Genomic DNA, 23,393 nt, shown 5'->3' on the forward strand with positions numbered 1-23,393 from the left:
ACCTCGACCCTGATACCACTACTGACGCGCTGAAGACCGCCCGTCTCCCCCCATTTTCAATGACCAGACGCGATTTTGCGGGCGTGGTGCGGACTTCCTGCATTCAACTGTGCAGTCCCTCTTTGGAACGTTGCATCGGAAGCCTAGACCACACCGCCCAGCCAGTAGAAGCAGGCGGCGACGAGCGCTGCCGCCGGCATCGTCAGCACCCAGGCGACGACGATATTGCCGGCGAGCTGCCAACGGACGGCTGAAACGCGCCGCGCCGCGCCGACGCCGACAATGGCGCCCGTGATCGTGTGCGTGGTGGACACCGGAATGCCGAGCCATGTCGCGCCGAAAAGCGTGATGGCGCCGCCGGTTTCGGCGCAGAAGCCCTGCATCGGCTTGAGCCGCGTTATCCTCGAACCCATGGTGTGAACGATGCGCCAGCCGCCGAACAATGTCCCGAGCGCCATGGCCGACTGGCACGTTATCACCACCCAGAACGGCACGTGGAACTCGCCGCCGAGATGGCCCTCGGAGAATAGCAGCACGGCGATGATCCCCATCGTCTTCTGCGCATCATTGCCGCCATGGCCGAGCGAGTAGAGCGATGCCGAGACGAATTGCAGGCCGCGGAACGTGCGATCGACCGCGAACGGCGTCTGGCGCACGAACAGCCAGGAGACCAGCAGGACGAGCATCAGAGCCAGGAAGAAGCCGATGGCCGGCGACAGGAAGATGGCGCTGACGGTCTTCAGGAGGCCGGTCCAGACGATGGCGTCGAACCCGGTCCTGGCAAGAGCGGCGCCGACGAGCCCGCCGACGAGCGCATGGGAGGAGCTGGACGGAATGCCGAAGAACCAGGTGATGAGGTTCCACGAAATCGCTCCCATCAGGGCCGCGAAGATCAGCCGCGGCGTGACGCTTCCCGCATCGATGATGCCAGTGCCGAGCGTTTCGGCGACATGCAGGCCGAAGAACAGGAAGGCGATGAAATTGAAGAAGGCCGCCCAGGCCACCGCATAGTGCGGCCGCAGCACCCGTGTCGAGACGATGGTCGCGATGGAATTCGCCGCGTCGTGCAGCCCGTTCAGGAAGTCGAAGAACAGCGCGATGCCGACGAGGCCGATCAACAAAGGCAGGCTGAGGGCCGCGTCCATCAGATGTTCTCGATCACGATACCGCTGATCTCGTCCGCCACATCCTCGAAGCGATCGACGACCTTTTCGAGTTCGCCATAGATCTCGCTGCCGATGATGAAGGCCATGGCATCGGACTTGCCATGGCGCTGATAGAGATCCTTCAGGCCCGCATCGTAGAGATGGTCGGCCTTGTCCTCGAGGCTCACCACTTCCTCGGCAATGGCGCCGAGACGGGCGGCATGGGTGCCGACGCGGACGAGCAGCGGCACCGCCTCCGCGATCAGCCGCGCCGCGGCGGCGATCAGTTCGCCCATCGCCCGCATGCGCGGATCGAAGGACCTTTGCTCGTATAGCTGGATCGTCTTGACGGTCTTGTGCATCATGTCGATGGCATCGTCCATCGACTGGATGAGGTCCTTGATGTCGCTGCGATCGAACGGCGTTATGAAGCTGCGGCGCACCGCCTGCAGCACCTGCCGCGTGATCTCGTCGGCTTCGTCCTCGAGTTCGACGATGCGCGCGCAATGGCCGTCGATATCGCCCTCGCCGGCGAGCAGGGCCTGCAGCGCGTCGGCCGCTTCCACGACCGTCTTCGAATGAAGTGCAAAAAGATCGAAGAACCGATCTTCCCGTGGCAGCAATGCGCGAAACCAGCCTAGCATGAGCGGCGCGTCTCCCTTTGGGCGCCCGATCGGACCTGAATGGGAACAGGGCACAGCCCCGTTTGATCTGGTCGTCTATCCGGCCGAGCGAGATTCCTTTAGCCGACTCATACCACCTGGCGGCCGCGCCGCAAAGTCAGCGGCGTATCGGTCCCGGCGCCGTGGGCTAGCCACGGTTGACGAACTTGTTGAAACGGCTGGTGGAGCCATCCTCCGTTCGCTCCTGGTAGAGAAAGGCGAGCCTGTTCCTGTCGAATATCTCGAAGAATTCATCCCAGTCTATGCGCTCGAATTCCTCGTCCGGCTCGCCGAAATCGATGCGCAGGATGCCGCCCTCGCCCTCGGCGCGGACCACCGAAGGATGGCCGCCCCGGGACTCGGCCCATTTGCGAATAGTACCGCGATTGGTTGTGGTACCCGAATTGCTCATAGGAGCCTCCTTTGAGTTCCAGATCGTCTGTCTGGTACAACCGCGATGGCGGATACTGGTTCCCCATCGCACGAAATGAGGGCTTCGTCACAAGGCTATGACGTTCGGCTGCTATGGTCTTGAACAAAGGGTGAAGCGAACAAATATCTGCGTCGCCGTGTCCGGCAATTCCCAGGAACAGCCCGTTCACCCATGCGGAGGATATGATGAACGAACGAATATTTGACCGGCCCGTCTTTGTCCGGGAGCGCCCTTTCATCGTACGCGAGGTCGCCTCGCTCGATGATGCGCTCGATTTTCTCGACCACTGGCCCGAAGCCGATCGTGGCCTTATCTACCAGACCGCCTGGAAGGCCTGCTGCGATGTTTTCGATGGCCACAAGCCCTTGCCTGTCGCGCGCCACGCCTTTGAAGGCTTTGCCAAGCGCGCCGGCATATTGGAGGATGCCGACGCGGTCCTGCCCTGGATGGGGCGGGGGAAAGGCAGCAGCGGACGCACCAGCGTCTGACCAATCCACATGGCCGCCATCGGCCAGCATCATCGGCAGCAGAAATCGTGCCTGCGCCGGATCGCCGGGAACATTTCGACGCGGCGCCGGTTGCAGACAGGAGTTGAGGCACGAAGGAGCAGGCTATGGCACATGCCGACAAGAAACACTCCGGCCGCGGATCGCAAGGCAAGGGCACCGGCGGCGGCGCGATGACCGACGAGCAGGACGTGACCGAGATCGCGCCGAATACGGTCCTGTCGAATCGTGACAAGGCGCAGCACTCGCGCGAACGGGGTGCGGATGGAAAGTGGATCGAGACCGAGCAATATCACCAGCATACTGCCAACAAGACCGAGGAACAGCTGGACCGCAAGCCGGAGCGGAAATAGGCTGGCCACGGCGCGCGCACGCCGGCGCGATCGAACCGCAGCGAGGGTAATTGCAAAATGGGAAAATATGTCCTGATCGGCTCCCGGGGCTGCGGCTCCGCCATCATCGAACTCGCCATGCTGCAGGCGGGTGCGGAGTATGAGCTCGAGGAGATCCCCTATCTCGAACCGGGGCCGGATCGCGACAGATTGCTGGAGCTGAACCCTCTCGGACAGGTGCCGACGCTGATCATGCCAAGCGGCGAAATCCTGACGGAAAGCGCCGCGATCATACTCCATCTGGCCGACACATTTCCCGATGCCGAACTTGCACCCTCAGCTGCGGACAAGCAGCGGCCGGCGTTCCTGCGTTGGTTGATCTTCATCGTCAGCGAAATTTATCCGACGTGGAATTACAGCGACGATCCCGCGCGTTGGCAATTGCCGGAAGCGAACCACAAGCGCTACCGGAAGGCGCTGGAGGATCATCGCCTCGACCTCTGGCGGCAGGTCGAGGACGTGGCGGATACGCCGTATTTCCTCGGCTCGGACCCGAGCGCACTCGACCTCTATATCGCGGTGATGCGGAACTGGACCCCGGGGGCCGACACGTTTCGCCGCCTGTTCCCGAAACTGACGGATATTGCCGACAATATTGCCGGACAGGACCTGTTCGGGAACGTGCTACGCAGGAATTCCGGCGAATAGGATAAAAAGAGGCCCGCGAACGGGCCTCTCCGGTGATCAGAAGTCCATGCCGGCGCCGGGTCCGGGCATCGCCGGTGCCGCTTCCTTCTTCGGCTTCTCCGCGATCATGGCCTCGGTCGTCACGAGGAGGCTGGCGACGGAGGCCGCATCCTGCAGCGCCGTGCGCACCACCTTGGCGGGGTCGATGACGCCCTGCGCAAAGAGATCGCCATACTCACCGGTCTGGGCATTCCAGCCCCACGAGAACTCGTTCTTCTCGCGCAGCTTGCCGACGACGATCGAACCTTCCGCGCCGGCATTCTCGGCGATCTGGCGCACCGGAGCCTCGATGGCCTTGCGAACGATGTCGACGCCGACCTTCTGGTCCTGATTGGCCGCGGCGAGGCCCTCGAGCGCCTTCACCGCGCGCAGGAGCGCGACGCCGCCGCCCGGAAGTATGCCTTCCTCCACCGCAGCGCGGGTGGCATGGAGGGCGTCGTCGACGCGGTCCTTCTTCTCCTTGACCTCGACTTCGGTCGAGCCGCCGACGCGGATGACGGCGACGCCGCCTGCGAGCTTCGCCAGCCGCTCCTGCAGCTTCTCGCGGTCGTAGTCGGAGGTGGTTTCCTCGATCTGCACGCGGATCTGCGCCACGCGTCCATCGATCTCGGCTCTCGAACCCGCACCGTCGACAATGGTGGTGTTCTCTTTCTCGATGACGACCTTCTTGGCGCGGCCGAGCATTTCCAGCGTCACATTCTCGAGCTTCACGCCGAGATCTTCGGAAATGACGGTACCGCCGGTCAGGATGGCGATGTCTTCGAGCATGGCCTTGCGGCGATCGCCGAAGCCCGGCGCCTTCACGGCCGCGATTTTCAGGCCACCGCGCAATTTGTTGACGACGAGCGTCGCAAGCGCCTCGCCTTCCACGTCCTCGGCGATGATGATCAGGGGCTTGCCCGACTGCACGACGGCTTCGAGCACGGGAAGCATCGACTGGAGGTTCGAAAGCTTCTTCTCATGTATCAGCACATAGGGCTCTTCCAGCTCCACGCGCATCTTGTCCTGGTTGGTGATGAAATAGGGCGAGAGGTAGCCGCGGTCGAACTGCATGCCCTCGACCACTTCGAGCTCGGTCTCCGCCGTCTTCGCCTCCTCGACGGTGATCACGCCTTCATTGCCGACCTTCTCCATCGCCTCGGCGAGATAGCGGCCGATCTCTGCATCGCCATTGGCCGAAATGGTGCCGACCTGCGCGATTTCCGAATTGTTCGATATCTTGCGGGCATTGCCCTTGAGATCGGCGACGACCGCATCGACAGCCAGGTCGATGCCGCGCTTCAGGTCCATCGGATTGATGCCCGAAGCCACCGCCTTGGCGCCTTCCTTGACGATCGCCTGCGCCAGCACCGTCGCCGTCGTCGTGCCGTCGCCGGCAAGGTCGTTGGTCTTCGACGCCACCTCGCGCAACATCTGCGCGCCCATGTTCTCGAACTTGTCTTCGAGCTCGATTTCCTTTGCGACCGAAACGCCGTCCTTGGTGATGCGAGGCGCACCGAACGATTTGTCGATGACGACATTGCGGCCTTTCGGGCCAAGCGTGACCTTCACCGCATTGGCGAGGGTATCGACGCCGCGCAACATCCGTTCACGCGCGTCCGTACTGAATTTCACTTCCTTAGCAGCCATTTTTCACTCCTTTTTGGCAGCAATATTGACTGTCCTGTTCTCAAGCGGCCTTTTGCCCGACGACTTCCGCATCGATGATGCCAAGCACGTCGCTTTCCTTCATGATCAACAGGTCCTCGCCATCGAGCTTGATCTCGGTGCCCGACCATTTGCCGAACAGGATGCGGTCTCCCGCCTTCACGTCCAGCGGCTGCACCTGACCCGATTCATTGCGAGCGCCGCGACCGACCGCGATCACCTCGCCCTCCTGCGGCTTTTCCTGCGCCGTGTCGGGGATGATGATTCCGCCGGCGGATTTCGACGTCGATTCGACCCGCCTGACGAGTATGCGATCGTGAAGTGGTTGGAACGTCATGTTTTCCTCCTGGACAAACAATAATGAACATCGCCCTCCGAGATCCTGCCGGTTCTCCGAAGGACCGCCGATCCTTGTGCAAGCGATCGGCGCAGGTGATCTGGTTTGGCCATGTTTCGATTTCAAGAGCCTGGCGAGAAAAAATTAGCACTCGCCTCGGAATGCTGCCAACATGCTGATAAACAACATGAATTACTCGTTCGTCGGGCAAGTTTTTCTTGATCGAATCGCTGGAAGTTGGCACGATTCATCCATTGGCAATGGAGGTTGTTCCTGATGAGCTTCACGTCGAATTTCGAGCGCCAATTGCAGGGATATGGCTTGACCACCGCGCACATCCTCTATCGGCGGCCAGACTTCAAATCCCTGCTGCAGACCTATATCTGGCAGGACTACGATCTGGCCCCGGATTTCCCGGAAATGCGCAAATTCCTGGAGTTCTGGCAGGAAAAACTGGAAGGACCGCTGCATTCGATCCGTTTCACGCATCAGCGCCTGATCGGGCCGAACGAATGGCGCAAGGTCGACGGAGAAATCATGCTGCACTGACGCAGCCGGGCTTCAGGCCTGGCCCTGCCGCATGCCGCGCGCAAAGCGCATGATGAGCGCAAGCAGGATCGTGCCGAGAATGAACACGAAGGCCACGGCGGCAATTGCCGGGCTGATATTCTCGCGGATCGTCGAAAACATCTGCCGTGCGAGCGTCCGCTGATTGGGCCCGGCGACGAACAGCGTCAGCACCACCTCGTCGAGCGAGGTCGCGAAGGCGAAGACCGCACCGGACAATATGCCCGGCAGGGCCAGCGGCAGGGTGACTTTCCGCAATACGGTCGTCGGGGAAGCGCCAAGGCTGGCCGCCGCCTGTTCCAGCCGCCGGTCGATCCCCTGCAGGGCGGCGAGGACATTGACGACGACGAACGGCACCGCCACCACCGTATGGGCGACGATGACGCCGATATAGCTGTTGGTGAGACTATACTGCGCGAACATCAGCTGCATGCCGACACCGAGCACCACCGCCGGCACCACCAGCGGCAGCAGGAACAGCGTCTTGATCGTGGCCAGCAGGAGCGAGAGCCGTTTCTCCCTCAGGCCGAGCGCGCTGATCGTGCCGAGAAGGGTGGCGAGCAGCGTGGTGCCAAGCCCGATGATCAGGCTGTTGACGATCGACCGGCGCCACACATCCGCCGTGACCAGTTCCTCGAACCAGCGGGTGGAATAGGCCGGGATCGGGTAGTTGAGGAAGACGCTGTCGGTAAAGGCCAGCGGCAGGATGGCGATGAGCGGCGCGATCAGGAAGAATATCACCGCCGCGCCGAATATGAGCCGTGCAAGAGGCAATGTTTTCATGCCCGCGCCTCCCTTTCGGACGAAAGGCGAAGGTAGATGGCGTAGAGGATCATGGTGGCGACCAGCAGCACCAGGCCAAGCGCTCCCGCCATGCCCCAATTCGCCGCGCCGGTGGCGTAATAGGCGATGACGGAGCTGATCATCTGGTCCTTGGCGCCGCCGATGAGCGCCGGCGTGATGTAATAGCCGAGCGCGGTCATGAAGACGAGAAGCGAGCCGGACACCACGCCGCGCAGCGACAGCGGCAGCAGCACATGGAAGAAGGCGCGCAGCGGATGGGCACCGAGCGACGCCGCCGCGGGCATCAGATTGCGCGGTATGCCGATCAGCACGCTGAAGATCGGCAGCACCATGAAGGGCAGCAGCACATGGGTCATGGCGATGACGACGCCGACCCGGTTGAAGATCAGCGGCAGCGGCGCCGAAACGATGCCGAGCTGCATCAATGCCGAATTGATCAACCCCCTGTCCTGCAGCAGAATGAACCAGGCGGCGGTGCGCACCAGAAGCGAGGTCCACAGCGGCAGCAGGACGGCCCCGAGCAGCAATTGGCGTTTCCAGCCATCGACCGACGCCGCGATCATCGCATAGGGAAGACCGATCAGCGCGCAGGCGATGGTCACCGTCAGCGCCATCAGGAAAGTGCGCAGCATGATCGCCCGGTTGGCCGAGGCACCGGCCGGCAGCGCCTCGATCTCGCCGGAAGCGTCGCGCTGCAGATCGACGGCGGCGAGCAGGTTGCGGTCCGTTATGCTGGAAGCTGCCGCAACGCTGACGGCGCGCCAATAGGCGGGGTCGGCCCAGCGCTTGTCGATGCCGACAAGATCGGCATTGTCGGCATTCTCCTTCACCGCCGTGCGGGTCTTGCCCATCAGCGTGCGAAAGCCGGATTTGGCGCTGTTGAGCCGGCGGACGAGATCGCCGAACAGCTGGTCGTCCTCGATCTGCCGGATATCATTGGCGAGCGCCGCCTGCATCTCGGCCGTCGGCGGGCTGGAATTGTCCCAGCCGGCGACGGCGCTGGCCGTTTCGGGCAGGGCCCGGGCCGCAACAGGATCGGAAACGGCCGATTTCATCATCGTCGCCAGCGGCATGGCGAAGAAGACGACAAGAAACAGCAGCAGCGGCGCCACCAGCAAGAGCGGGACCAGGCGTCCGTAGCGCGGCTTCATTGCCGGATCACCCAGCAATCGGCCGGCTGGAAGGAAAGGTCGACCGCGGTGCCGACAGCCGGCGGCTGCGCGCTTCGATCGGTCTTGGCGACGAAGGACGCGCCCTCGCAGGACAGCAGCAACCGCAGGTGATCGCCGTGATAGACGATGTCCGAGACCGTCGCACGCAGGGTGTTCGCCGGGCCGGCGGCGGGCCGCAGCTTGATCCGCTCGGGACGGATCGACAGGCAGACGCGCTCGTCGGGCGCATAATCCTGGCTCGATTCCACCATGATCTCCTGGCCGCCCGCCAGCTCCACCCGCGCCGTGCCGCCATCGGATTTCCGGATGGGCCCGTTGACGAGGTTGGTCTCGCCGATGAACTCCGCGACGAAGCGCGTGTTCGGATGATCGTAGATTTCCGCAGGCCCGCCGATCTGCTCGATCTTGCCGCGATTGAATATGGCGATCCGGTCCGACATGGTCAGCGCCTCGGATTGATCATGCGTGACAAATACGATCGTCAGGCCGAGGCGGCGGTGCAGCTCGCGAATGTCCAGTTGCATCTGCTCGCGCAGCTGCTTGTCCAGCGCGCCGAGCGGCTCGTCCATCAGCACGACTTCCGGCTCGAAGATCAGCGCCCGCGCCAGCGCCACGCGCTGCTGCTGGCCGCCCGACAATTGCGACGGACGCCGGTCGGAGAGCGCATCCATCTGCACCATGTCCAGCGCCTTCTTCACCCGTTCGGCCGTGTCGGCCCTGGCGGCACCGCGCATCTTCAGCGGGAAGCCGATATTCTCCGACACCGTCATGTGCGGGAACAGCGCATAATTCTGGAAGACCACGCCCATGTTGCGCTTGTGCGGCGGCAGCCCGTCGATCCGCTTGCCATCGGCCCAGATCGTGCCGCTTGTCGGGTTCTCGAAACCCGCCAGCATCATCAGGATGGTGGTCTTGCCGGAACCCGAAGGCCCGAGCAGACTGACGAACTCCCCCCGTTCGATCTCCAGATCAAGCCCCTCGACGACGGTAAGCGCGCCGAAAGATTTGGTAACGCCCTCCAAGCGGATGAATGGGTTGCTCATCGATGTCGGTCCTGACTTTGTACAATGTCCCGCAACGGTGCGGCGTCGCACCGTTGCGTCGGCGAAGGGAAAGCGGTCAGCGCTCTTCCGTGCGGATCGTCATTGTGCAAGCCATGCGTTGAACCTCTGGGTCAAAGCTTCCGAATTGTCGGTCCAGAAATCGACATCGAGGGCGATGGCGTCCTTCAGATTGTCGGGCGCCGTCGGCAGCTCCGCCTGGTACTTTTCCGGCACGAGCTTGCCCGCCTCGGTATTCGGCAGGCCGTAGGCGATATATTCCGGCAGCTTCGACTGGTTGTCCGGCTCGCTGGCAAAGGCGATGAAATCCATCGCGGCGTCCTTGTTCGGGCTGTCCTTCAGGATGACCCAGCTGTCGATCGCATAGATGCTGCCCGGAAAGACGAAGCCGAAATGCTTGCCCTCGGTCCGGTTCAGGCCGCTGATGCGGCCATTATAGGCGGTGGTCATGACCACCTCGCCGGAAGAAAGCAGCTGCAGCGGCTGCGCGCCTGCCTCCCACCATACGATGTTCGGCTTCAGTTCATCGAGCTTCTTGAACGCCCGGTCGACGCCTTCCGGCGTCGCGAGCAGCGAATAGACCTCTCCGGCTGCGACGCCATCGGCCATCAGCGCGAATTCAAGCGCATATTTGGCGCCCTTGCGCAGGCCGCGCTTGCCCGGAAATTTCGTCGTGTCCCAGAAATCCGCCCAGGATTTCGGCGCGTCCTTGAGCTTGTCGCCATCATAGGAGATGCCGGTGGACCAGACGATGGCGCCGACGCCGCATTCGTTGACGGCAGCGGGCAGATATTTGGCTTCCCCGCCCAGCTTCTCCCAATCGATCTTTTCATAGATGCCATCGGCGCAGCCGAGCGCCAGTTCCTCGGATTCGACCTGGATGGCATCCCAGTTCGGCACGCCGGCCTTTACCTTGGCCTGCAGGACGCCGTAGCCGCCGTCCCAGCTCTCGTCCAGCACGGGCTTGCCGAGCTTCTTCGAGAAAGGCTCGAAATAGATTTTCCGCTGGGCGTCCTGATAGTTGCCTCCCCAGGACACCACCGTCAGGTCGCGGGCCTGCGCCGTCGTCGCCGCGCTGCCGGCGGTCAGAGCAAGCATGATCAAGGTTGCATTCAGAAGCTTCATCGTCGTTCCCCTTTTTATTATGATGAACAGCAAGAAAACCACAGTTTGAGAGGATTGAAAGCACATTTCCGGTCGGCGGTGAGAATAATCACCGATCGGGGCCGGCTAATAGGTCGGCGGCGTGATGGCGCTGAGGATTTCGCTCTTTTCCGTGCCGACATTGCGGAAACGATGCGGCAGCCGGCTGTCGAAATAGTAGCCATCGCCTTTGCGGAGCACCTTCTTCTCGCCGCCGACCGTCACCTCCACCGCGCCGCTGATCACCATGCCCGCCTCCTGCGCCGCATGGGAGAAGGCCTCGCCGGTATCCGCGCCGACCGCATAGGTCTCGTGCAGCATGAGGAGCTGCCTGTTGGGGTGGTTGAGCCCGATCACCCGGTAGGAAACGGTCTCCACCTTGCCGATCTCCACTAGTTCCTCCGCCTGATAGAACGGCGTATAGGGCAGGCTCGACTGCAGATCGCTGAAGAAGCCGGGCAAGGTCGTGCCAAGGGCATCGAGGACCGCCCCGAGCGTATCGACCGAAGGGCTCATCTTGTCGCGCTCGATCAGCGAGATGGTGGAATGCGAAATGCCGGAACGCCCCGCCAGTTCGCGCACGCTCAGGTCGCGGCGCCGCCGCATCTCGCGCAATTTGCTGCCGATCTTCGGCATGAACAGCTTCCTCTCTCCTGTCGGTTTTCAATGCCCGGCCAGCTTTGCTGCTGGTGAGCATAATGAACAGTGCCGCTACCCCCGATTGCAGTCAAGGCGAGGCTGACTGAATGTGACGCAGGTTTCACAGGCAAGATGAGAACAGCATGGCAACGCCCCCCAGCAATCGGCCCCCCAGCAGCAACTCGATCGACACTGTCGAATATATCAAGCGACCCGGCGTCGATGCGGTGGCAGACACTGCCGCGATCGAAGGCCTGGTGAAGGAAATCATCGCCAATGTGCGGGATCGCGGCGACGCCGCCGTCCGCGACTATGCGCAACGGTTCGATTCGGTCGATATCGAGGCATTCGAAGTCGGCAGCGCCGAGCGCGACGCGGCGCTTGCGGCGCTCGATCCGCAGACCCGCAAGGATACCGAATTCGCGATCGAGCGCGTTACCGCCTTCGCCGAGGCGCAGTTGCGCACGATCCTGCCGCTCGAATTCGATGCGCTGCCGGGCCTGCATCTCGGCCACCGCGTGATCCCGATCGAGACGATCGGCGCCTATGTGCCGGGCGGCCGCTATCCCATTCTTTCGGCCCCGGTGATGACGCTGGTGCCGGCCAAGGTCGCGGGCTGCGACAATGTCATTGCCTGCCTGCCGCCCAATGCCCACCCGGCCATGATCGCCGGCTGCCACATGGCGGGCGCGGACCGGATCTTCAAGGTCGGCGGTGCGCAGGCCATCGCCGCCATGGCCTATGGAACCGAGACCATCCCGCCGGTCGACAAGATCGTCGGCCCCGGCAATGCCTATGTGAACGAGGCCAAGCGGCAGGTATTCGGCCGGGTCGGCATCGACCAGCTCGCCGGTCCGAGCGAGATATTCACCGTTGCCGACGACACGGGCGATGCGGAGATGATCGCCACCGATCTTCTCGCCCAGGCGGAACATGATGTGCGCACGCGCGTCGGCCTCATCACCACCGACCGGAGCCTGGCCGAGGCGGTTCTGGCGGAGATTTCAAGGCAGCTCCAGACCCTGCCCACCGCCGATGTCGCCGGTGCGGCATGGCGCGATTTCGGCGAGATCACCCTTTGCCAGGACGAGGCGCAGATGATTGCCTATTCCGATCATATCGCCGCCGAACACCTGCAGGTCCACACGCGCGACGCCCATGAAACCGCGCTGAAACTGCGCAATTACGGCTCGCTGTTCGTCGGCCCGCTGGCAAGCGTGGTCTATTCCGACAAATGCTGCGGCACCAACCATACATTGCCGACGATGGCGGCGGGCCGCTACACCGGCGGGCTCTGGGTCGGGTCCTATGTCAAGATATGCACGCATCAATGGCTCGACGAGCGCGGCGTCGAAGCCGTCGCGCCGCCGGCCGTTCGCCAGAGCCGCACCGAGGGCATGGAAGGGCACCGGCGCGCCGCGGCATTGCGGCTGGAGCGCCAGGGCAAGACCGCATGAGGCCTAGGGATATTGCGCCCCGGTCGCCGTCACATAGACGGAATAGAGCGATCGGGTCGCAGTGATGAAGAGCCGGTTGCGGCGCGGGCCGCCAAAGGTGAGGTTGGAGACGATCTGGGGCACCAATATCTTGCCGAGCAGGCTGCCGTCCGGCGCGAAGCAATGCACGCCATCGGCGGCGCTCGTCCAGATATTGCCGTCGAGATCCGCCCGCATCCCATCGGGATTGCCGTTGTCGATGGTGCAGAACACCCTGCCATTGGCTAGTTTCGTACCATCGACCACATCGAACACCCTGATATGGCGGGGCACGGTGCCGTCATGGCTGGCGCCTGAATCGGCGATATAGAGCTTCGATTCGTCCGGCGAGAAAGCGAGGCCGTTCGGCTGGGCGAAATCGCTCACCACCGCTTCGATCGCGCCCGTGTCGGGCTGCAGCCGGTAGACATTGCGGGAAGCCTGTTCCGGCTCCGCCTTGTAGCCTTCATAGTTCGACAGGATGCCGTAGGTGGGATCGGTGAACCAGATCGAGCCATCCGACTTGACGACGACATCATTGGGCGAGTTGAGGCGCCTGCCCTGATAGGCGTCGGCCAGTATCGTGATGCTGCCATCCGGCTCGGTGCGCGTGACACGGCGCGGGCCATGTTCGCAGGAGACCAGCCGCCCCTGCCTGTCGCGGCTATGGCCATTGGCGAAGTTGGAGGGCGAGCGGAATGTCGAAACGCCGCCCTCCGGCACCCAGCGCAGCATGCGCTCATTCGGGATATCGCTCCAGAGCAGGCAATTCAGGTCCGAGAACCACACCGGTCCCTCCGCCCACCTGCAGCCCGAATAGAGCTCCTCCAGCTCGGCGGTCTTGACGATCAGCGCATTGAAGCGCGGATCATGAACTTCGTAAGGTGAATTGGCGGCCACGGACATCTTCCCCCGGCGTTGATCGAATCGGCATCAGCTTTTCCTCAAATCGCCGATTCCGCAACCGCCGAAAGCAGGCTTCATCCCCGCTCGATGACGATCTTGAGGACGTCGCGGTTGCCGCTCCAATAGGGCAAGGCCTGTTCCGCATCGTCGAATGCGAATACCCGCGATATCAGCCGGTCGGCGGCATCGCCCATCTTCTCCATATGGGCGATGACGTTGCGGAAATCGGCAAGGGTGGCATTGCGCGAACCCATGATGTCGAGTTCCTTCAGATTGAAGAACTGCGTCTGGTAGGTGACGGGCGCCTTGGAATAACCGACATAGACGACGCGGCCGGCAAATCCGGCGAGATCTATCGCCTGGGTGAATGTCGCGGGCAGCCCGACCGCTTCGAAGGCGACATCGACGCCATCGTCGGCGGTAAGTTCATGGACCCTGGCGACCAGCTCCTCGCCGCCGGCGGGCAGCACGTGCTGCGCACCGAAGGCCTGCGCCAGCGCCAGTTTCTCATCGCTCGGATCGATGGCGATGATGCGGGCGCCGCGCGCCGCCGCCCCGATGATCACGCCCATGCCGATCATCCCGCAGCCGATCACGGCGACCGTATCGCCGGCCCCGACACGGCCGCGCTCGACCGCATGGAACCCGACGGAGAGCGGTTCGACCAGGGCGAGGTGACGCGGCTGCAGCGTATCGTTCAGGATGACCTTGTCGGCCGGCAGCACGATTTCCTCGGCAAGCCCGCCATCCTGCTGGACGCCGAGCGTCCTGTTGTAGCGGCAGGCATTGGTGCGCCCCTTGCGGCAGGACGAACATTTTCCGCAGGACGTATAGGGCATGACGATGACGCGGCGGCCGGGGCGATAGTCAGGGCCGACCCTGCTGCCGGCGGCGACGATCTCCCCGCCGATCTCGTGCCCCGGGATGCGCGGCAGCTGGACCAGCGGATTGAGGCCCTTGAACGTATTGAGATCGCTGCCGCAAAGCCCGACATGGCGCACGGCGATGCGGACATCCTCCTCGCCCATCGGCGCCCTTTCCACGGAATGGAACTTCGCCAGATTCTCTTCGACTATTCTCAGTACCTTGTTCATATCGCTTCCGTTGTCGCATCCTGGCCCTGATCCTTCCGGTAGGCCGAAAGGAGGTTGGCTTCACTATATCCGTAATGTTCGTCGAAGGCCTGCCGCGCGGCGCGCAACGACCGTTGCCGCAGGGCCTCCAATATCGCTCCGTGCTGCGCCGACGTCCGCGCGCCATTGCCGCTCTTGCCGATCTCCATGTAGAAGACCAGCGTGTGCTCGAGCACCTTGTAGAGCTTGGCCAGCACGTCATTGCCCGAGATGCGGATGATCTCGCTGTGAAAGGCATAATCCGCCAGCGCCGCCTCATGCGCCGTCAGCGCATCGCCCATCCGCCTCACCTGCTCCTCGAGGGCGGCGATATCCGCGTCGGTGATGTTCTCGACGACGCCTTGCAGCACGCCGATATCGATCATCCGCCTGAAATCGAGCAGGTCCTGGCAGGTCTTGAGGCTGCGGTCGAAATACTGGTCCATGACATGGAAGACCGCCGCGACATTCGGCGCGCAGACGCGCGGCCCGCGCTGCGTCTTCTCGATCAGCCCGAAGGCTTCGAGGTGGATGAGCGCCTCCCGAACCGTGTTGCGCCCGACGCCGAACCGCTCGGCGATCTGCCGTTCATTCGGCAGAAGACTGCCCGGCCGATAATTCTGCCGAATGTCGCTGCGAATGCTGTCGACGATGTTCTGGACGGTGCTGTTGCGGTTCATCCTGCTTCCTTGGTCCAACAATGGGACCAAGGTGGTGATAGCACAGCTCGACTTCGCCTGTCGACAGCTCTAAAGCGCGTCGAGCGGAAATTTCAGGTAGCGCCTGCCATTTTCCTCCGGCTCCGGCAGGCGCCCGCCGCGGATGTTCACCTGCAGCGCATGCAGGATCAGGCTCGGCATTGGCAGGGTCTTGTCGCGCTCGCTCCGCCGCTGGATGAATTCCTGTTCCGACAGCGCAAGGTGCGGGTTGTTCTGCCGCTGCTCGAGGACCGTGCTTTCCCAGCGGGCATGCCGGCCGCCCGGCTGGTAGTCATGGCCGGTGAACAGGCGCGTGTCGCCCGGCAGCGCCAGGATGGACTGGATCGAGTTCCACAGCACGGCGGCGCTGCCGCCGGGGAAATCCGCCCGCGCGGTGCCGCCATCCGGCATGAACAGCGTATCGTGGACGAATGCCGCATCGCCGATGACATAGGTGATGGAAGCCAGCGTATGGCCGGGCGAGAACATGATGCGACCGTCGATGGAACCGAGCCTGAACGTCTCGCCATCGGCAAAGAGATGGTCCCATTGCGAGCCGTCCGTCGCCAGCTCGGGCCAGTTATAGATCTGCTTCCAGATTTCCTGGACCTTGCCGATCCTGTCGCCGATGGCCGTGGGCGCGCCGGTCCTGCCCTTGAGATAATGCGCTGCCGAAAAATGATCGGCATGGGGATGGGTGTCGAGTATCCATTCAAGTTCCAGCCCGTTCGCCGCGATGAAATCGAGCATCTCGTCGGCGCTTCGCGTCGAGATCGCCCCGGACTTCTCGTCGAAGTTCAGCACCGGATCGATGATCGCGCATTTGCCGGTCGCCGGATCGGAGGCGACATACTGGATGCTGGAACTGCGGCTTTCGAAGAAGGCGCGCACATGCGGGCGGCGGGCAAAATGCTTCTCCAGCCATGCACTTGCCGGGCCGAGGTCGAACCCGTGCCGCCGGCCAAGGATGGGGATTTCCGCCAGCGCCAACCGCCCGTCGAGCACATCGCCGATCACTTGCAGCGTCAAAGCGCGCACGCCCGATTTGCAATGGGCGAGAACCGGGCCATCCGCCCGCGCCATGGCGTCCCGGAAGGCGCGGATGTCGGCCTCGGTGATGCTGCGCAGCGTCACCGGCACGAAATCATAGGAGAGGCCGGCCGCTTTCGCCGCGGCTTCCTCGGCCGCCGTGCCGGGCTGGTCGGCATCCTCGCCATCGGGGCGGGCATTGATCAGCGCCGCGAAGCCCTGCTTGCGAAGATCGCCGAATTCCCCGGTGTCCGGCTGCGGTGCGATCGAAAGTCTGTCATTGATGCGGATGAGTTGCATCGGCTTCTCCCCTGAAGTCATGCGCCCCAATCTAATGCACTCCTTCGATTTGGCCAGTGGACCTAGCCAGTGGATCTGGCAAGTGGATCTGGCAATGAGCATATTGGCGCGCGACGAAGCTGTTGACTATTCATAGCCATGCGGCTATATAACAATCCATAGCCAATTAGGTATGGATACGTTGCAGACCCAACATGATCTCCTTTTCAAGGCCCTCGCCGATCCCACCCGGCGCGCTCTGTTCGAACGGCTCTGCCGCGAGGGCGAAAGGACGGTCGGCGTGCTGACGGCCGGGGCCGGCGTCTCCCAGCCGGTTGTGTCGAAGCACCTTGCGGCGCTGAAGCGTGCTGGCCTCGTCAGTGACCGCCATGAGGGGCGCCAGACGCATTACAGTGCCCAGCCGGGCGGCCTCGCCCCGCTATCCGACTGGACGCGCGACATGGCCGGTTTCTGGCAAAGCCGGTTCGACGATCTCGAAACATTGCTCAACAGGATGGACCAATGACCCGGACTTCAGCCGAACTGCGCACCGTCATCGTCGAGCGCGAGCTTCCGCATCCGCCCGAAAAGGTGTGGCGGGCTCTCACCCAGCCGCACCTGATCGAGGAATGGCTGATGAAGAACGATTTCAACCTCGCCGTCGGCCACCGCTTCAAGCTGCGCGGCGAATGGGGCGGCATCCTCGATTGCGAGGTTCTCGAGGTGGAGCCGAACAGGCGGCTGGCCTATAGCTGGGATCACGCGCATGAGGATGCAGCCTATGCCCTGCAGAGCACGGTGACGTTCACGCTTCATCCGACGCCGGCGGGAACGCAGTTGCGCATGGAACAGGCCGGGTTCGGGCCCGAGCAGAAACAGGCCTATGGCGGCGCCATGGCCGGCTGGCAGAAGTTCCTCGCCGATCTCGACCGGGTGCTCGGGCAACAGATGGAGTAAGACGCCATGACCAGAAAGCCTGCGAAAACGTCGAAATCCCCGAAAGCCGGAGGCGACGGCCAGCCGGTGCTTCTTTCCGGCGGCAATCCGCAGATCGCCAAGGCCTATGGCGATGCGCCCGTCCAGGCCTATATCGCCGCCATGCCCGGCTGGAAGACCGGTCTCGGGCGCAGGCTGGACGAGATCATCACCCGCACGGTGCCGGATGTGCACAAGGCGGTGAAGTGGAATTCGCCCTTCTATGGCATCGAGGGCGAAGGCTGGTTCCTCAGCTTTCACTGCTTCGCCCGCTATGTGAAGGTTGCGTTTTTCCGCGGCGCAGCGCTCGATCCCGTTCCGCCCGGCACGTCGAAGCAGAAGGACGTGCGCTATCTCGACATTTATGAGGATGACGAACTGGACGAGGCGAGGTTCGCCGATTGGGTCAGGCAGGCGAGCCTGCTGCCCGGCGAACGCATGTAGAAATCCCGCTCGCTCGAAACATGAGCAGCCTTGTCTTGTTATCTTGAACGGCGGGGGATATACGGCGCGACAGCTTCCATAATGACAAAGCGAGTATATCCGTGTTTGAGAGACCCCTCCTCGTCGCTGCCGCGCTCTGTGCCATCCTCATGCACGCAGCCCTTCCGGCCAATGCCGCTTCGACGGCCTATCCGCTCACCATCGAGAATTGCGGCGCGAAGGTCACTTTCGCCAAGGCGCCGCAACGGGCGATCGGCCTTGGCCAGAACAGCGCGGAAATCCTCCTGCTGCTCGGACTGGAGGACCGCATGGCGGGAACCGCGTTCTGGCCGAGCAAGGTTCTCCCCGCGCTTGCCGAGGCCAATGCCAAGGTGAAGCTGCTCACGGTGGAATTCCCCACCTTCGAATCCATCCTTGCCGAAGAGCCCGATTTCGTCGCTGCCGCGCTGCCGAGCCTGCTTGGGCCGACCAGCAAGGTCGCCAAGCGCGAGGATTTCGACAAGCTCGGCGTCCCGACCTATCTTTCGCCGAGCACCTGCCTCAGCACCGCCGAGGTCAAGGATCAATATGGCAGCCGCGCGCAATTGTGGAACATGGACCTGCTCTACAGGGAGATCGACGAGCTTTCGCAGATTTTCGACGTTGCCGATCGCGGCCAGGCGCTCATCGCCGATTTCAGGGCGCGCGAGGCCGCCCTCCGCGCCGGCGTTTCCAAGGATGGCAAGGACCTGTCCTATGTCTTCTGGTTCTCCAGCCCGAGCCCATCCGCCGACGCCTATCTCGGCGGCAAGAACGGCGCATCCGGCTTCATCGCCGACGTGCTCGGCGGCCATAATGCGATCACGGCGGAGGCCGAATGGCCGACGGTCGGCTGGGAGGGCATCATCGCCGCCAATCCGGACGTCATCGTCGTCGCCAGCCTCGACCGCAATCGCTGGGAGCTGGACAAGCCCGAGGCCAAGATCGAGTTCCTGACGACCGATCCGGTGGTCAGCCAGATTGCCGCCGTCAGGAACAAGGCGCTGGTGGTGATGGATGGCCAGGCGATGAACCCCACCGTCAGGACCATCTATGGCGCCGAGCAGGTGGCGCAGCAATTGAAGGCGCTCGGCCTTTTGAAGTGACGCGCGCCAGCCAGATCCTGCGGCGGTCGGCCGCCCTCGGCGCCCTGCTCGCCGCCGCCTTCGCAGCCATCGCCCTGGTCGTCGGCATCAGCGTCGGCATCGGCGACCTGCCGATACCGCTGGCGACGACATTCCTCGCCGTGACGAACCGGCTCGGCTGGACGGCGGCGGAACTCAACCGCATCCACGAGGCCGTCATCTGGGACTACCGGCTCAGCCGGGCGCTGGTCGCGGCCTTCTGCGGTGCGGGACTGGCGCTGTCGGGAGCGATCATGCAGTCGCTGCTGCGCAATCCGCTGGCCGAACCCTATGTGCTCGGCATCTCGGCCGGCGCCTCGACGGGCGCGGTTTCGATCCTCATCTTCGGCCTTGGCGCCGGCGTGGTCTCGCTGTCGGCCGGCGCCTTCGCCGGCGCCTTTGCGGCATTCCTGTTCGTGGCCCTGCTTTCCAACGGCACCCGCGGCGGCAACGACCGCACGATCCTCGCCGGCGTTGCCGCGTCGCAGCTGTTCAATGCCACCACCTCCTATATCGTCACCACCTCCGGCAATGCGCAGCAGGCGCGCGACGTGATGTTCTGGCTGCTCGGCAGCTTCGGCGGCGTGCGCTGGCCCGAACTCGTCCTCGTCGCGGCGATCATCGGCGCGGGCCTCGTCGCCTGCCTGTTCTATGCGCGCGTGCTCGATGCCTTCGCTTTCGGCGACGAAGCCGCGGCGTCGCTCGGCGTCAATGTCGGCAGGACGCGCGTGGCGCTGTTCGCGCTGACCGCGCTGATGACCGCGACCATCGTCAGCATGGTCGGATCGATCGGCTTCGTCGGCCTCGTCGTGCCCCATGTCGCGCGCTTTTTCGCCGGGCCGCTGCACATGCGCCTGCTACCGGCCTGCGCCATAGGCGGCGCGATCTTCATGGTCCTCGCCGATATCGGCTCGCGTTCCATCGTGCCGCAGCAGGTGCTGCCCATCGGCGTGGTGACGGCGCTTGTCGGCGTGCCGTTCTTCTCCGTCATCCTCTACCGGTTCCAGCGCGCATCATGAGCTTCAGGACCGACAATCTCACCTGGAAGATCGGCAGGAAGACGATCCTCGACGGCATCAGCTTCGAGGCGCAGCCGGGCAAGATGCTCGGCCTGCTCGGGCCGAACGGTTCCGGCAAGACCTCGCTGCTGCGGCTGCTCGCCGGGCTCAAGCGGCCGCATTCCGGCAGGATCAGCCTCGGCGGCACCGATATCGGCCAGATCGGGCGCAAGGCGCTGGCCAAGCGGGTCGCCTTCGTCGAGCAACATGCCACCACCACCGCCAATCTGCGCGTCGTCGATGTCGTGCGCCTCGGCCGTTTTCCACATCGCACCATGTTTTCCGGCTGGTCGCCCGGCGACGAGGAAGCCGTCGAGACCGCCATCGAACGGGCCGGCATGGCCGAAAAGCGCAATGACCCCTGGTCCAGCCTGTCGGGCGGCGAAAAGCAGCGGACCCACATAGCCCGCGCATTGGCGCAGGCTCCGCACGAGCTGATCCTCGACGAGCCGACCAACCATCTCGACATCCAGCACCAGCTCGGCCTCATGCGCCTCGTATCGAGCCTGTCGATCACCAGCATCATCGCGCTGCACGATCTGAACCATGCCGCCGTCTTCTGCGACACGCTGATCATCCTGCAGCAGGGAAAGATCGTCGCGTCGGGAACGCCGGAAGAGGTGTTGACGGAGCGCCTGCTCCGGGACGTCTTCTCCGTCGAGGCCCGCGTCGAGCGATCGCCCTATCACGCGCGGCCCCTCGTCCAGTATCTCGGCTAACTGGTCCTCGATCAGTATGTTTTCGGCTTCTTCTCCGTCCATTGCGGCGGCAGGCCGTAATTGGAGGCGACGACGCCGAGCAGTCCCGGCGCACGGCCGTAGGATTCGCAGGCGGCATATTTCGGCTTGCCGCCGAGCCAGGATCGCACGCGTTGTCTCGACGGCAGCGCCATGGAAAACGCTTTCGGCTCCCTTCCGGCGATGAGCATCTTCGAATAGTCGGAGGCGAATTTGGTGGCTAGGCCATAGGCGTCGCCGACTTCCGAATAGCGCGGATTGTCCTGGATCGAATTCGCGCCCCGCGCCCATACCATCGCCGCGCGCTGGACGCCGACGCTGTCGACCGCTTCCGCCTCGACCGCCAGCCCGCCAAGGCCGAATGGCAGCCGCGGCACGCTGACGGGAATATTGCTCGGCATGGCAAAGCCGCTGCCGACGGTCACGGCGGCGGAAATTCCGGCCATGGCCTTGTTGGTGGGAACGACGTCGGTGATGACGGAACGGATGATGATATCCGCCGGCTGGCCGGGCTGGACCATCCGGTATTTGTCGCTGAGCGCGACGCAGAGCGCGCGATCCATGACATTGGTCACCAGGGCGCGGTCAGCTGCCGATTTGACATCGGATGCGGCGCCGGGCGCATAGGTGGTCGGCATGATGCTGGCGGTCTTCACCGCCGCAAGCGCCGGCCCGTCGACATAGATGCGCTTTTTGGCGATCTTCCCCTTGGGCGCGCCGAGATTGCCGTACGAGGTCAGCGTTCCGCCTTCCTTCAGCGGCACCGAGGCGCAGCCGGCGACCGCCAGGCTCAGGGACAAGGCCAGGCCCAGGGGCAAGGCCGGGCAGAGGGGCAAGGCAGGGCGGAGCGAGCGCATGAGCGACCGATGGGCGGAACGTCGAAACAATGAAACCGGGACTGGAACTGGTGGGTTGTTGGGCACGTCTGTGGCCTCCGTCACGAATGATCGGGCGGACCTTGCGAGCCGAGAATTGCCGCAACATTACGGCTTGAAACATATGCGTATTCAGGGGATCCGAATTGCCACGCGCGTTCCGGCGGCACCGCTTTCGAGGATGATCCGCCCGCCATGGTGCGCCACGATCTGCTTGACGAGACTGAGCCCGAGGCCGGCGCCGATACTCTTCGGCGCGACCCGGTAGAAGGGCTCGAACACGAGTTCCCGATGCTCCGGCGCTATGCCCGGCCCCTCGTCGGCCACTTCGATCTCGCCGCCGCCCGAAACCGCAACCGTGATCGTCCCGGCATTGCCGCCATGCTCGATCGCATTGCGCACGAGATTGCCGATCGCGCGCGGCAGGGTGGTCGGGCTGCCCATGCGCTGCAATCGCTCGACCTCGCTCTGGAACGATATCTGGTAGCCGCCGGCAATGGCCAGGGGCGCAAGATCGGCGACGACCATCCGGGCGATCTCGACGAGATCGACCAGTTCATGCTGGTCCGTCCCCTGGTCGTTGCGCTCGAAATCGAGCAGTTGCTCGGCCGTCTCCGCCAGGCGGGCAACGTCCTTCAGCAGCGTCGTCCTGGCCGCTCCCTCCGCCATCCCGTCGATGCGCGTCTGCATGATGGCGATCGGCGTGCGCAGCTCATGGGCGGCATCGACGAGGAAGCGCCGGCGCTTCTCGAATTCGGCCTCGAGCCGATCCAGCGCACCGTTGAAGGCGACGACGAGCGGAGCGACCTCCCGGGGGATGCCCTCGACGGGAAGGCGCGCGCCATGGCGCTGCGGCTCGATCTCCGCTGCCTTGCGCGCGACATCGTCCACCCTTGCGAGCGACCGCCTGACGATCCTCGGCACGGTCAGGAAGATCGCCGGCAGCGAAAGGACGATCAGGGGAACATAGATCGGATAGCTGGCGATCAGGAAAGCGAGGACGGGCCAGCCCTGGTGGGCGAAGCCGCCGAACAATATCCGCACTTCGCCCGCCGCCGTATCGACGCGCTCGACCGAGGCGATCTCGTCGGTCGCCGTGGCGCCGCGAATATCCGCCGCCTGGAACACATGCGCCAGCGCCGCGAGCCCGGCATAGGGCGCGGGGATGACGCCATGGGAGACCGAGGCGCCATCCCTGGTGGCGACGACATACCAGAGCCGGCTGTTGCGCCGCTTGAGGTCGCGCAGGGCCTGTGTGTCGGCGATGACGAAGCCGCCCTTGCCGTCGCGCTGCACCGCCTCGGCCATCACCGAACCGATCTCGCGTTCCACGGCGAAATTGGGCGACCTGATCGTCGTCGCCCAGAAACAGAGGCCGACGATCACCGCGGCGACGACGGCGGTGATCACCAGGCTGAGCCGCCAGCTCAGCTTCCACCAAAGCGACGGGTTCGCCGTTGTTGCCATG

At 63.7% G+C, this 23,393-nt stretch carries 27 protein-coding genes; 11 read left to right on the forward strand and 16 right to left on the reverse strand.

Translation table 11 applies throughout. The features are described from left to right. Window positions 1–143: 143 nt before the first annotated feature. The 3 genes from OSJ75_RS22450 to OSJ75_RS22460 form a co-directional block, all read right to left on the reverse strand. Window positions 144–1,145: an inorganic phosphate transporter gene (locus tag OSJ75_RS22450; RefSeq protein WP_250017529.1), complete on the reverse strand. Its 1,002-nt coding sequence runs from the start codon at window positions 1,143–1,145 to the stop codon at window positions 144–146. Continuing rightward, entirely contained in the window at window positions 1,145–1,789 is a 645-nt protein-coding gene (locus OSJ75_RS22455; protein ID WP_267229614.1) for a DUF47 domain-containing protein, read from the reverse strand. Before OSJ75_RS22455 ends, OSJ75_RS22450 begins: the two co-directional genes overlap by 1 nt. A 166-nt stretch (window positions 1,790–1,955) precedes the next feature. Beyond that, window positions 1,956–2,219 (reverse strand): hypothetical protein, encoded by a 264-nt coding sequence (locus OSJ75_RS22460; protein WP_250017525.1) that lies wholly within the window; start codon window positions 2,217–2,219, stop codon window positions 1,956–1,958. A gap of 206 nt (window positions 2,220–2,425) precedes the next feature. On the opposite strand from OSJ75_RS22460, the gene OSJ75_RS22465 reads away from it, so the two are divergent. The 3 genes from OSJ75_RS22465 (at window position 2,426) to OSJ75_RS22475 (ending at window position 3,786) form a co-directional block, all read left to right on the forward strand. Beyond that, window positions 2,426–2,728, forward strand: a complete 303-nt coding sequence (locus OSJ75_RS22465) for a DUF982 domain-containing protein (RefSeq protein WP_250017522.1) — start codon at window positions 2,426–2,428, stop codon at window positions 2,726–2,728. 125 nt (window positions 2,729–2,853) lie between these two features. Then, a complete protein-coding gene (locus OSJ75_RS22470) occupies window positions 2,854–3,099 on the forward strand; it encodes a hypothetical protein (protein WP_267229615.1) in 246 nt (81 codons plus the stop codon). A gap of 57 nt (window positions 3,100–3,156) precedes the next feature. Continuing rightward, a complete protein-coding gene (locus OSJ75_RS22475) occupies window positions 3,157–3,786 on the forward strand; it encodes a glutathione S-transferase family protein (protein ID WP_267229616.1) in 630 nt (209 codons plus the stop codon). 36 nt (window positions 3,787–3,822) lie between these two features. Here the strand turns inward: OSJ75_RS22475 and groL are convergent, their stop codons facing one another. Both groL and OSJ75_RS22485 read right to left on the reverse strand, forming a co-directional pair. Further along, on the reverse strand, window positions 3,823–5,454 hold the full coding sequence (gene groL, locus OSJ75_RS22480) for a chaperonin GroEL (protein WP_267229617.1): 1,632 nt from the start codon (window positions 5,452–5,454) through the stop codon (window positions 3,823–3,825). 40 nt (window positions 5,455–5,494) lie between these two features. Then, window positions 5,495–5,809, reverse strand: a complete 315-nt coding sequence (locus OSJ75_RS22485; protein WP_267229618.1) for a co-chaperone GroES — start codon at window positions 5,807–5,809, stop codon at window positions 5,495–5,497. Between the two features lie 276 nt (window positions 5,810–6,085). On the opposite strand from OSJ75_RS22485, the gene OSJ75_RS22490 reads away from it, so the two are divergent. Then, window positions 6,086–6,358 (forward strand): usg protein, encoded by a 273-nt coding sequence (locus OSJ75_RS22490; protein WP_250017501.1) that lies wholly within the window; start codon window positions 6,086–6,088, stop codon window positions 6,356–6,358. Window positions 6,359–6,370: 12 nt separating this feature from the next. Here OSJ75_RS22490 and OSJ75_RS22495 read toward each other — a convergent pair whose 3' ends face one another. The 5 genes from OSJ75_RS22495 to OSJ75_RS22515 all read right to left on the reverse strand — a co-directional run bounded on the left by OSJ75_RS22495 (window position 6,371) and on the right by OSJ75_RS22515 (window position 11,192). Then, the gene (locus OSJ75_RS22495; protein WP_267229619.1) at window positions 6,371–7,159 is read right to left on the reverse strand and encodes an ABC transporter permease; all 789 of its coding nucleotides are present in this window, start codon (window positions 7,157–7,159) and stop codon (window positions 6,371–6,373) included. Beyond that, complete coding sequence (locus OSJ75_RS22500; protein WP_267229620.1) at window positions 7,156–8,331, reverse strand: ABC transporter permease; 1,176 nt, start codon at window positions 8,329–8,331, stop codon at window positions 7,156–7,158. Before OSJ75_RS22500 ends, OSJ75_RS22495 begins: the two co-directional genes overlap by 4 nt. Continuing rightward, window positions 8,328–9,395: an ABC transporter ATP-binding protein gene (locus OSJ75_RS22505; protein WP_267229621.1), complete on the reverse strand. Its 1,068-nt coding sequence runs from the start codon at window positions 9,393–9,395 to the stop codon at window positions 8,328–8,330. Before OSJ75_RS22505 ends, OSJ75_RS22500 begins: the two co-directional genes overlap by 4 nt. Window positions 9,396–9,494: 99 nt before the next feature. Continuing rightward, window positions 9,495–10,538 carry an ABC transporter substrate-binding protein gene (locus OSJ75_RS22510; RefSeq protein ID WP_250017491.1) on the reverse strand — a complete coding sequence of 348 codons (1,044 nt, stop codon included), beginning with the start codon at window positions 10,536–10,538 and terminating at the stop codon, window positions 9,495–9,497. A gap of 105 nt (window positions 10,539–10,643) precedes the next feature. Further along, window positions 10,644–11,192: a cupin domain-containing protein gene (locus OSJ75_RS22515; protein WP_250017489.1), complete on the reverse strand. Its 549-nt coding sequence runs from the start codon at window positions 11,190–11,192 to the stop codon at window positions 10,644–10,646. A gap of 146 nt (window positions 11,193–11,338) precedes the next feature. On the opposite strand from OSJ75_RS22515, the gene hisD reads away from it, so the two are divergent. Continuing rightward, complete coding sequence (gene hisD / locus OSJ75_RS22520; protein ID WP_267229622.1) at window positions 11,339–12,652, forward strand: histidinol dehydrogenase; 1,314 nt, start codon at window positions 11,339–11,341, stop codon at window positions 12,650–12,652. A gap of 3 nt (window positions 12,653–12,655) precedes the next feature. Here hisD and OSJ75_RS22525 read toward each other — a convergent pair whose 3' ends face one another. From OSJ75_RS22525 to blh, 4 genes are all read right to left on the reverse strand, one after another. Then, entirely contained in the window at window positions 12,656–13,570 is a 915-nt protein-coding gene (locus OSJ75_RS22525; RefSeq protein WP_416362607.1) for an SMP-30/gluconolactonase/LRE family protein, read from the reverse strand. A gap of 80 nt (window positions 13,571–13,650) precedes the next feature. Further along, window positions 13,651–14,670, reverse strand: a complete 1,020-nt coding sequence (locus OSJ75_RS22530; protein WP_267229624.1) for a zinc-binding alcohol dehydrogenase family protein — start codon at window positions 14,668–14,670, stop codon at window positions 13,651–13,653. Continuing rightward, window positions 14,667–15,368, reverse strand: a complete 702-nt coding sequence (locus OSJ75_RS22535) for a FadR/GntR family transcriptional regulator (RefSeq protein ID WP_267229625.1) — start codon at window positions 15,366–15,368, stop codon at window positions 14,667–14,669. The genes OSJ75_RS22530 and OSJ75_RS22535 overlap by 4 nt, the downstream gene beginning before the upstream one ends. A gap of 69 nt (window positions 15,369–15,437) precedes the next feature. Then, window positions 15,438–16,715: a bifunctional sulfur transferase/dioxygenase Blh gene (gene blh / locus OSJ75_RS22540; RefSeq protein WP_267229626.1), complete on the reverse strand. Its 1,278-nt coding sequence runs from the start codon at window positions 16,713–16,715 to the stop codon at window positions 15,438–15,440. Window positions 16,716–16,887: 172 nt separating this feature from the next. On the opposite strand from blh, the gene OSJ75_RS22545 reads away from it, so the two are divergent. The 6 genes from OSJ75_RS22545 (at window position 16,888) to OSJ75_RS22570 (ending at window position 21,032) form a co-directional block, all read left to right on the forward strand. Continuing rightward, on the forward strand, window positions 16,888–17,220 hold the full coding sequence (locus OSJ75_RS22545) for an ArsR/SmtB family transcription factor (protein WP_267229627.1): 333 nt from the start codon (window positions 16,888–16,890) through the stop codon (window positions 17,218–17,220). After that, window positions 17,217–17,651 (forward strand): SRPBCC family protein, encoded by a 435-nt coding sequence (locus OSJ75_RS22550; protein WP_250017467.1) that lies wholly within the window; start codon window positions 17,217–17,219, stop codon window positions 17,649–17,651. The genes OSJ75_RS22545 and OSJ75_RS22550 overlap by 4 nt, the downstream gene beginning before the upstream one ends. 6 nt (window positions 17,652–17,657) lie before the next feature. Further along, complete coding sequence (locus OSJ75_RS22555) at window positions 17,658–18,113, forward strand: DUF1801 domain-containing protein (protein ID WP_267229628.1); 456 nt, start codon at window positions 17,658–17,660, stop codon at window positions 18,111–18,113. Between the two features lie 149 nt (window positions 18,114–18,262). After that, a complete protein-coding gene (locus OSJ75_RS22560) occupies window positions 18,263–19,237 on the forward strand; it encodes an ABC transporter substrate-binding protein (RefSeq protein WP_267229651.1) in 975 nt (324 codons plus the stop codon). Beyond that, a complete protein-coding gene (locus OSJ75_RS22565; protein WP_250017463.1) occupies window positions 19,234–20,274 on the forward strand; it encodes a FecCD family ABC transporter permease in 1,041 nt (346 codons plus the stop codon). The genes OSJ75_RS22560 and OSJ75_RS22565 overlap by 4 nt, the downstream gene beginning before the upstream one ends. Continuing rightward, window positions 20,271–21,032 carry an ABC transporter ATP-binding protein gene (locus OSJ75_RS22570; protein ID WP_267229629.1) on the forward strand — a complete coding sequence of 254 codons (762 nt, stop codon included), beginning with the start codon at window positions 20,271–20,273 and terminating at the stop codon, window positions 21,030–21,032. Before OSJ75_RS22565 ends, OSJ75_RS22570 begins: the two co-directional genes overlap by 4 nt. 11 nt (window positions 21,033–21,043) lie before the next feature. Here the strand turns inward: OSJ75_RS22570 and OSJ75_RS22575 are convergent, their stop codons facing one another. Together OSJ75_RS22575 and OSJ75_RS22580 are read right to left on the reverse strand one after the other, a co-directional pair. Next, window positions 21,044–21,907: a DUF3313 domain-containing protein gene (locus OSJ75_RS22575; protein ID WP_267229630.1), complete on the reverse strand. Its 864-nt coding sequence runs from the start codon at window positions 21,905–21,907 to the stop codon at window positions 21,044–21,046. 150 nt (window positions 21,908–22,057) lie between these two features. Continuing rightward, complete coding sequence (locus OSJ75_RS22580) at window positions 22,058–23,392, reverse strand: sensor histidine kinase (RefSeq protein ID WP_267229631.1); 1,335 nt, start codon at window positions 23,390–23,392, stop codon at window positions 22,058–22,060. Window position 23,393 lies beyond the last annotated feature (1 nt).

Source organism: Phyllobacterium sp. 0TCS1.6A (assembly GCF_026420825.1).
In the GTDB taxonomy this organism is placed as follows: domain Bacteria; phylum Pseudomonadota; class Alphaproteobacteria; order Rhizobiales; family Rhizobiaceae; genus Phyllobacterium.

Coding starts and splice junctions, on each gene's coding strand:
- OSJ75_RS22490 (WP_250017501.1), top strand. CDS start 6,086: ATGAGCTTCACGTCGAATTTCGAGCGCCAATTGCAGGGATATGGCTTG.
- OSJ75_RS22510 (WP_250017491.1), bottom strand. CDS start 10,538: ATGAAGCTTCTGAATGCAACCTTGATCATGCTTGCTCTGACCGCCGGC.
- OSJ75_RS22485 (WP_267229618.1), bottom strand. CDS start 5,809: ATGACGTTCCAACCACTTCACGATCGCATACTCGTCAGGCGGGTCGAA.
- OSJ75_RS22555 (WP_267229628.1), top strand. CDS start 17,658: ATGACCAGAAAGCCTGCGAAAACGTCGAAATCCCCGAAAGCCGGAGGC.
- OSJ75_RS22560 (WP_267229651.1), top strand. CDS start 18,263: ATGCACGCAGCCCTTCCGGCCAATGCCGCTTCGACGGCCTATCCGCTC.
- OSJ75_RS22530 (WP_267229624.1), bottom strand. CDS start 14,670: ATGAACAAGGTACTGAGAATAGTCGAAGAGAATCTGGCGAAGTTCCAT.
- OSJ75_RS22580 (WP_267229631.1), bottom strand. CDS start 23,392: ATGGCAACAACGGCGAACCCGTCGCTTTGGTGGAAGCTGAGCTGGCGG.
- OSJ75_RS22475 (WP_267229616.1), top strand. CDS start 3,157: ATGGGAAAATATGTCCTGATCGGCTCCCGGGGCTGCGGCTCCGCCATC.
- OSJ75_RS22470 (WP_267229615.1), top strand. CDS start 2,854: ATGGCACATGCCGACAAGAAACACTCCGGCCGCGGATCGCAAGGCAAG.
- OSJ75_RS22500 (WP_267229620.1), bottom strand. CDS start 8,331: ATGAAGCCGCGCTACGGACGCCTGGTCCCGCTCTTGCTGGTGGCGCCG.
- OSJ75_RS22505 (WP_267229621.1), bottom strand. CDS start 9,395: ATGAGCAACCCATTCATCCGCTTGGAGGGCGTTACCAAATCTTTCGGC.
- OSJ75_RS22570 (WP_267229629.1), top strand. CDS start 20,271: ATGAGCTTCAGGACCGACAATCTCACCTGGAAGATCGGCAGGAAGACG.
- OSJ75_RS22460 (WP_250017525.1), bottom strand. CDS start 2,219: ATGAGCAATTCGGGTACCACAACCAATCGCGGTACTATTCGCAAATGG.
- OSJ75_RS22535 (WP_267229625.1), bottom strand. CDS start 15,368: ATGAACCGCAACAGCACCGTCCAGAACATCGTCGACAGCATTCGCAGC.
- blh (WP_267229626.1), bottom strand. CDS start 16,715: ATGCAACTCATCCGCATCAATGACAGACTTTCGATCGCACCGCAGCCG.
- groL (WP_267229617.1), bottom strand. CDS start 5,454: ATGGCTGCTAAGGAAGTGAAATTCAGTACGGACGCGCGTGAACGGATG.
- OSJ75_RS22550 (WP_250017467.1), top strand. CDS start 17,217: ATGACCCGGACTTCAGCCGAACTGCGCACCGTCATCGTCGAGCGCGAG.
- OSJ75_RS22450 (WP_250017529.1), bottom strand. CDS start 1,145: ATGGACGCGGCCCTCAGCCTGCCTTTGTTGATCGGCCTCGTCGGCATC.
- hisD (WP_267229622.1), top strand. CDS start 11,339: ATGGCAACGCCCCCCAGCAATCGGCCCCCCAGCAGCAACTCGATCGAC.
- OSJ75_RS22465 (WP_250017522.1), top strand. CDS start 2,426: ATGAACGAACGAATATTTGACCGGCCCGTCTTTGTCCGGGAGCGCCCT.
- OSJ75_RS22575 (WP_267229630.1), bottom strand. CDS start 21,907: ATGCGCTCGCTCCGCCCTGCCTTGCCCCTCTGCCCGGCCTTGCCCCTG.
- OSJ75_RS22495 (WP_267229619.1), bottom strand. CDS start 7,159: ATGAAAACATTGCCTCTTGCACGGCTCATATTCGGCGCGGCGGTGATA.
- OSJ75_RS22515 (WP_250017489.1), bottom strand. CDS start 11,192: ATGCCGAAGATCGGCAGCAAATTGCGCGAGATGCGGCGGCGCCGCGAC.
- OSJ75_RS22455 (WP_267229614.1), bottom strand. CDS start 1,789: ATGCTAGGCTGGTTTCGCGCATTGCTGCCACGGGAAGATCGGTTCTTC.
- OSJ75_RS22545 (WP_267229627.1), top strand. CDS start 16,888: ATGGATACGTTGCAGACCCAACATGATCTCCTTTTCAAGGCCCTCGCC.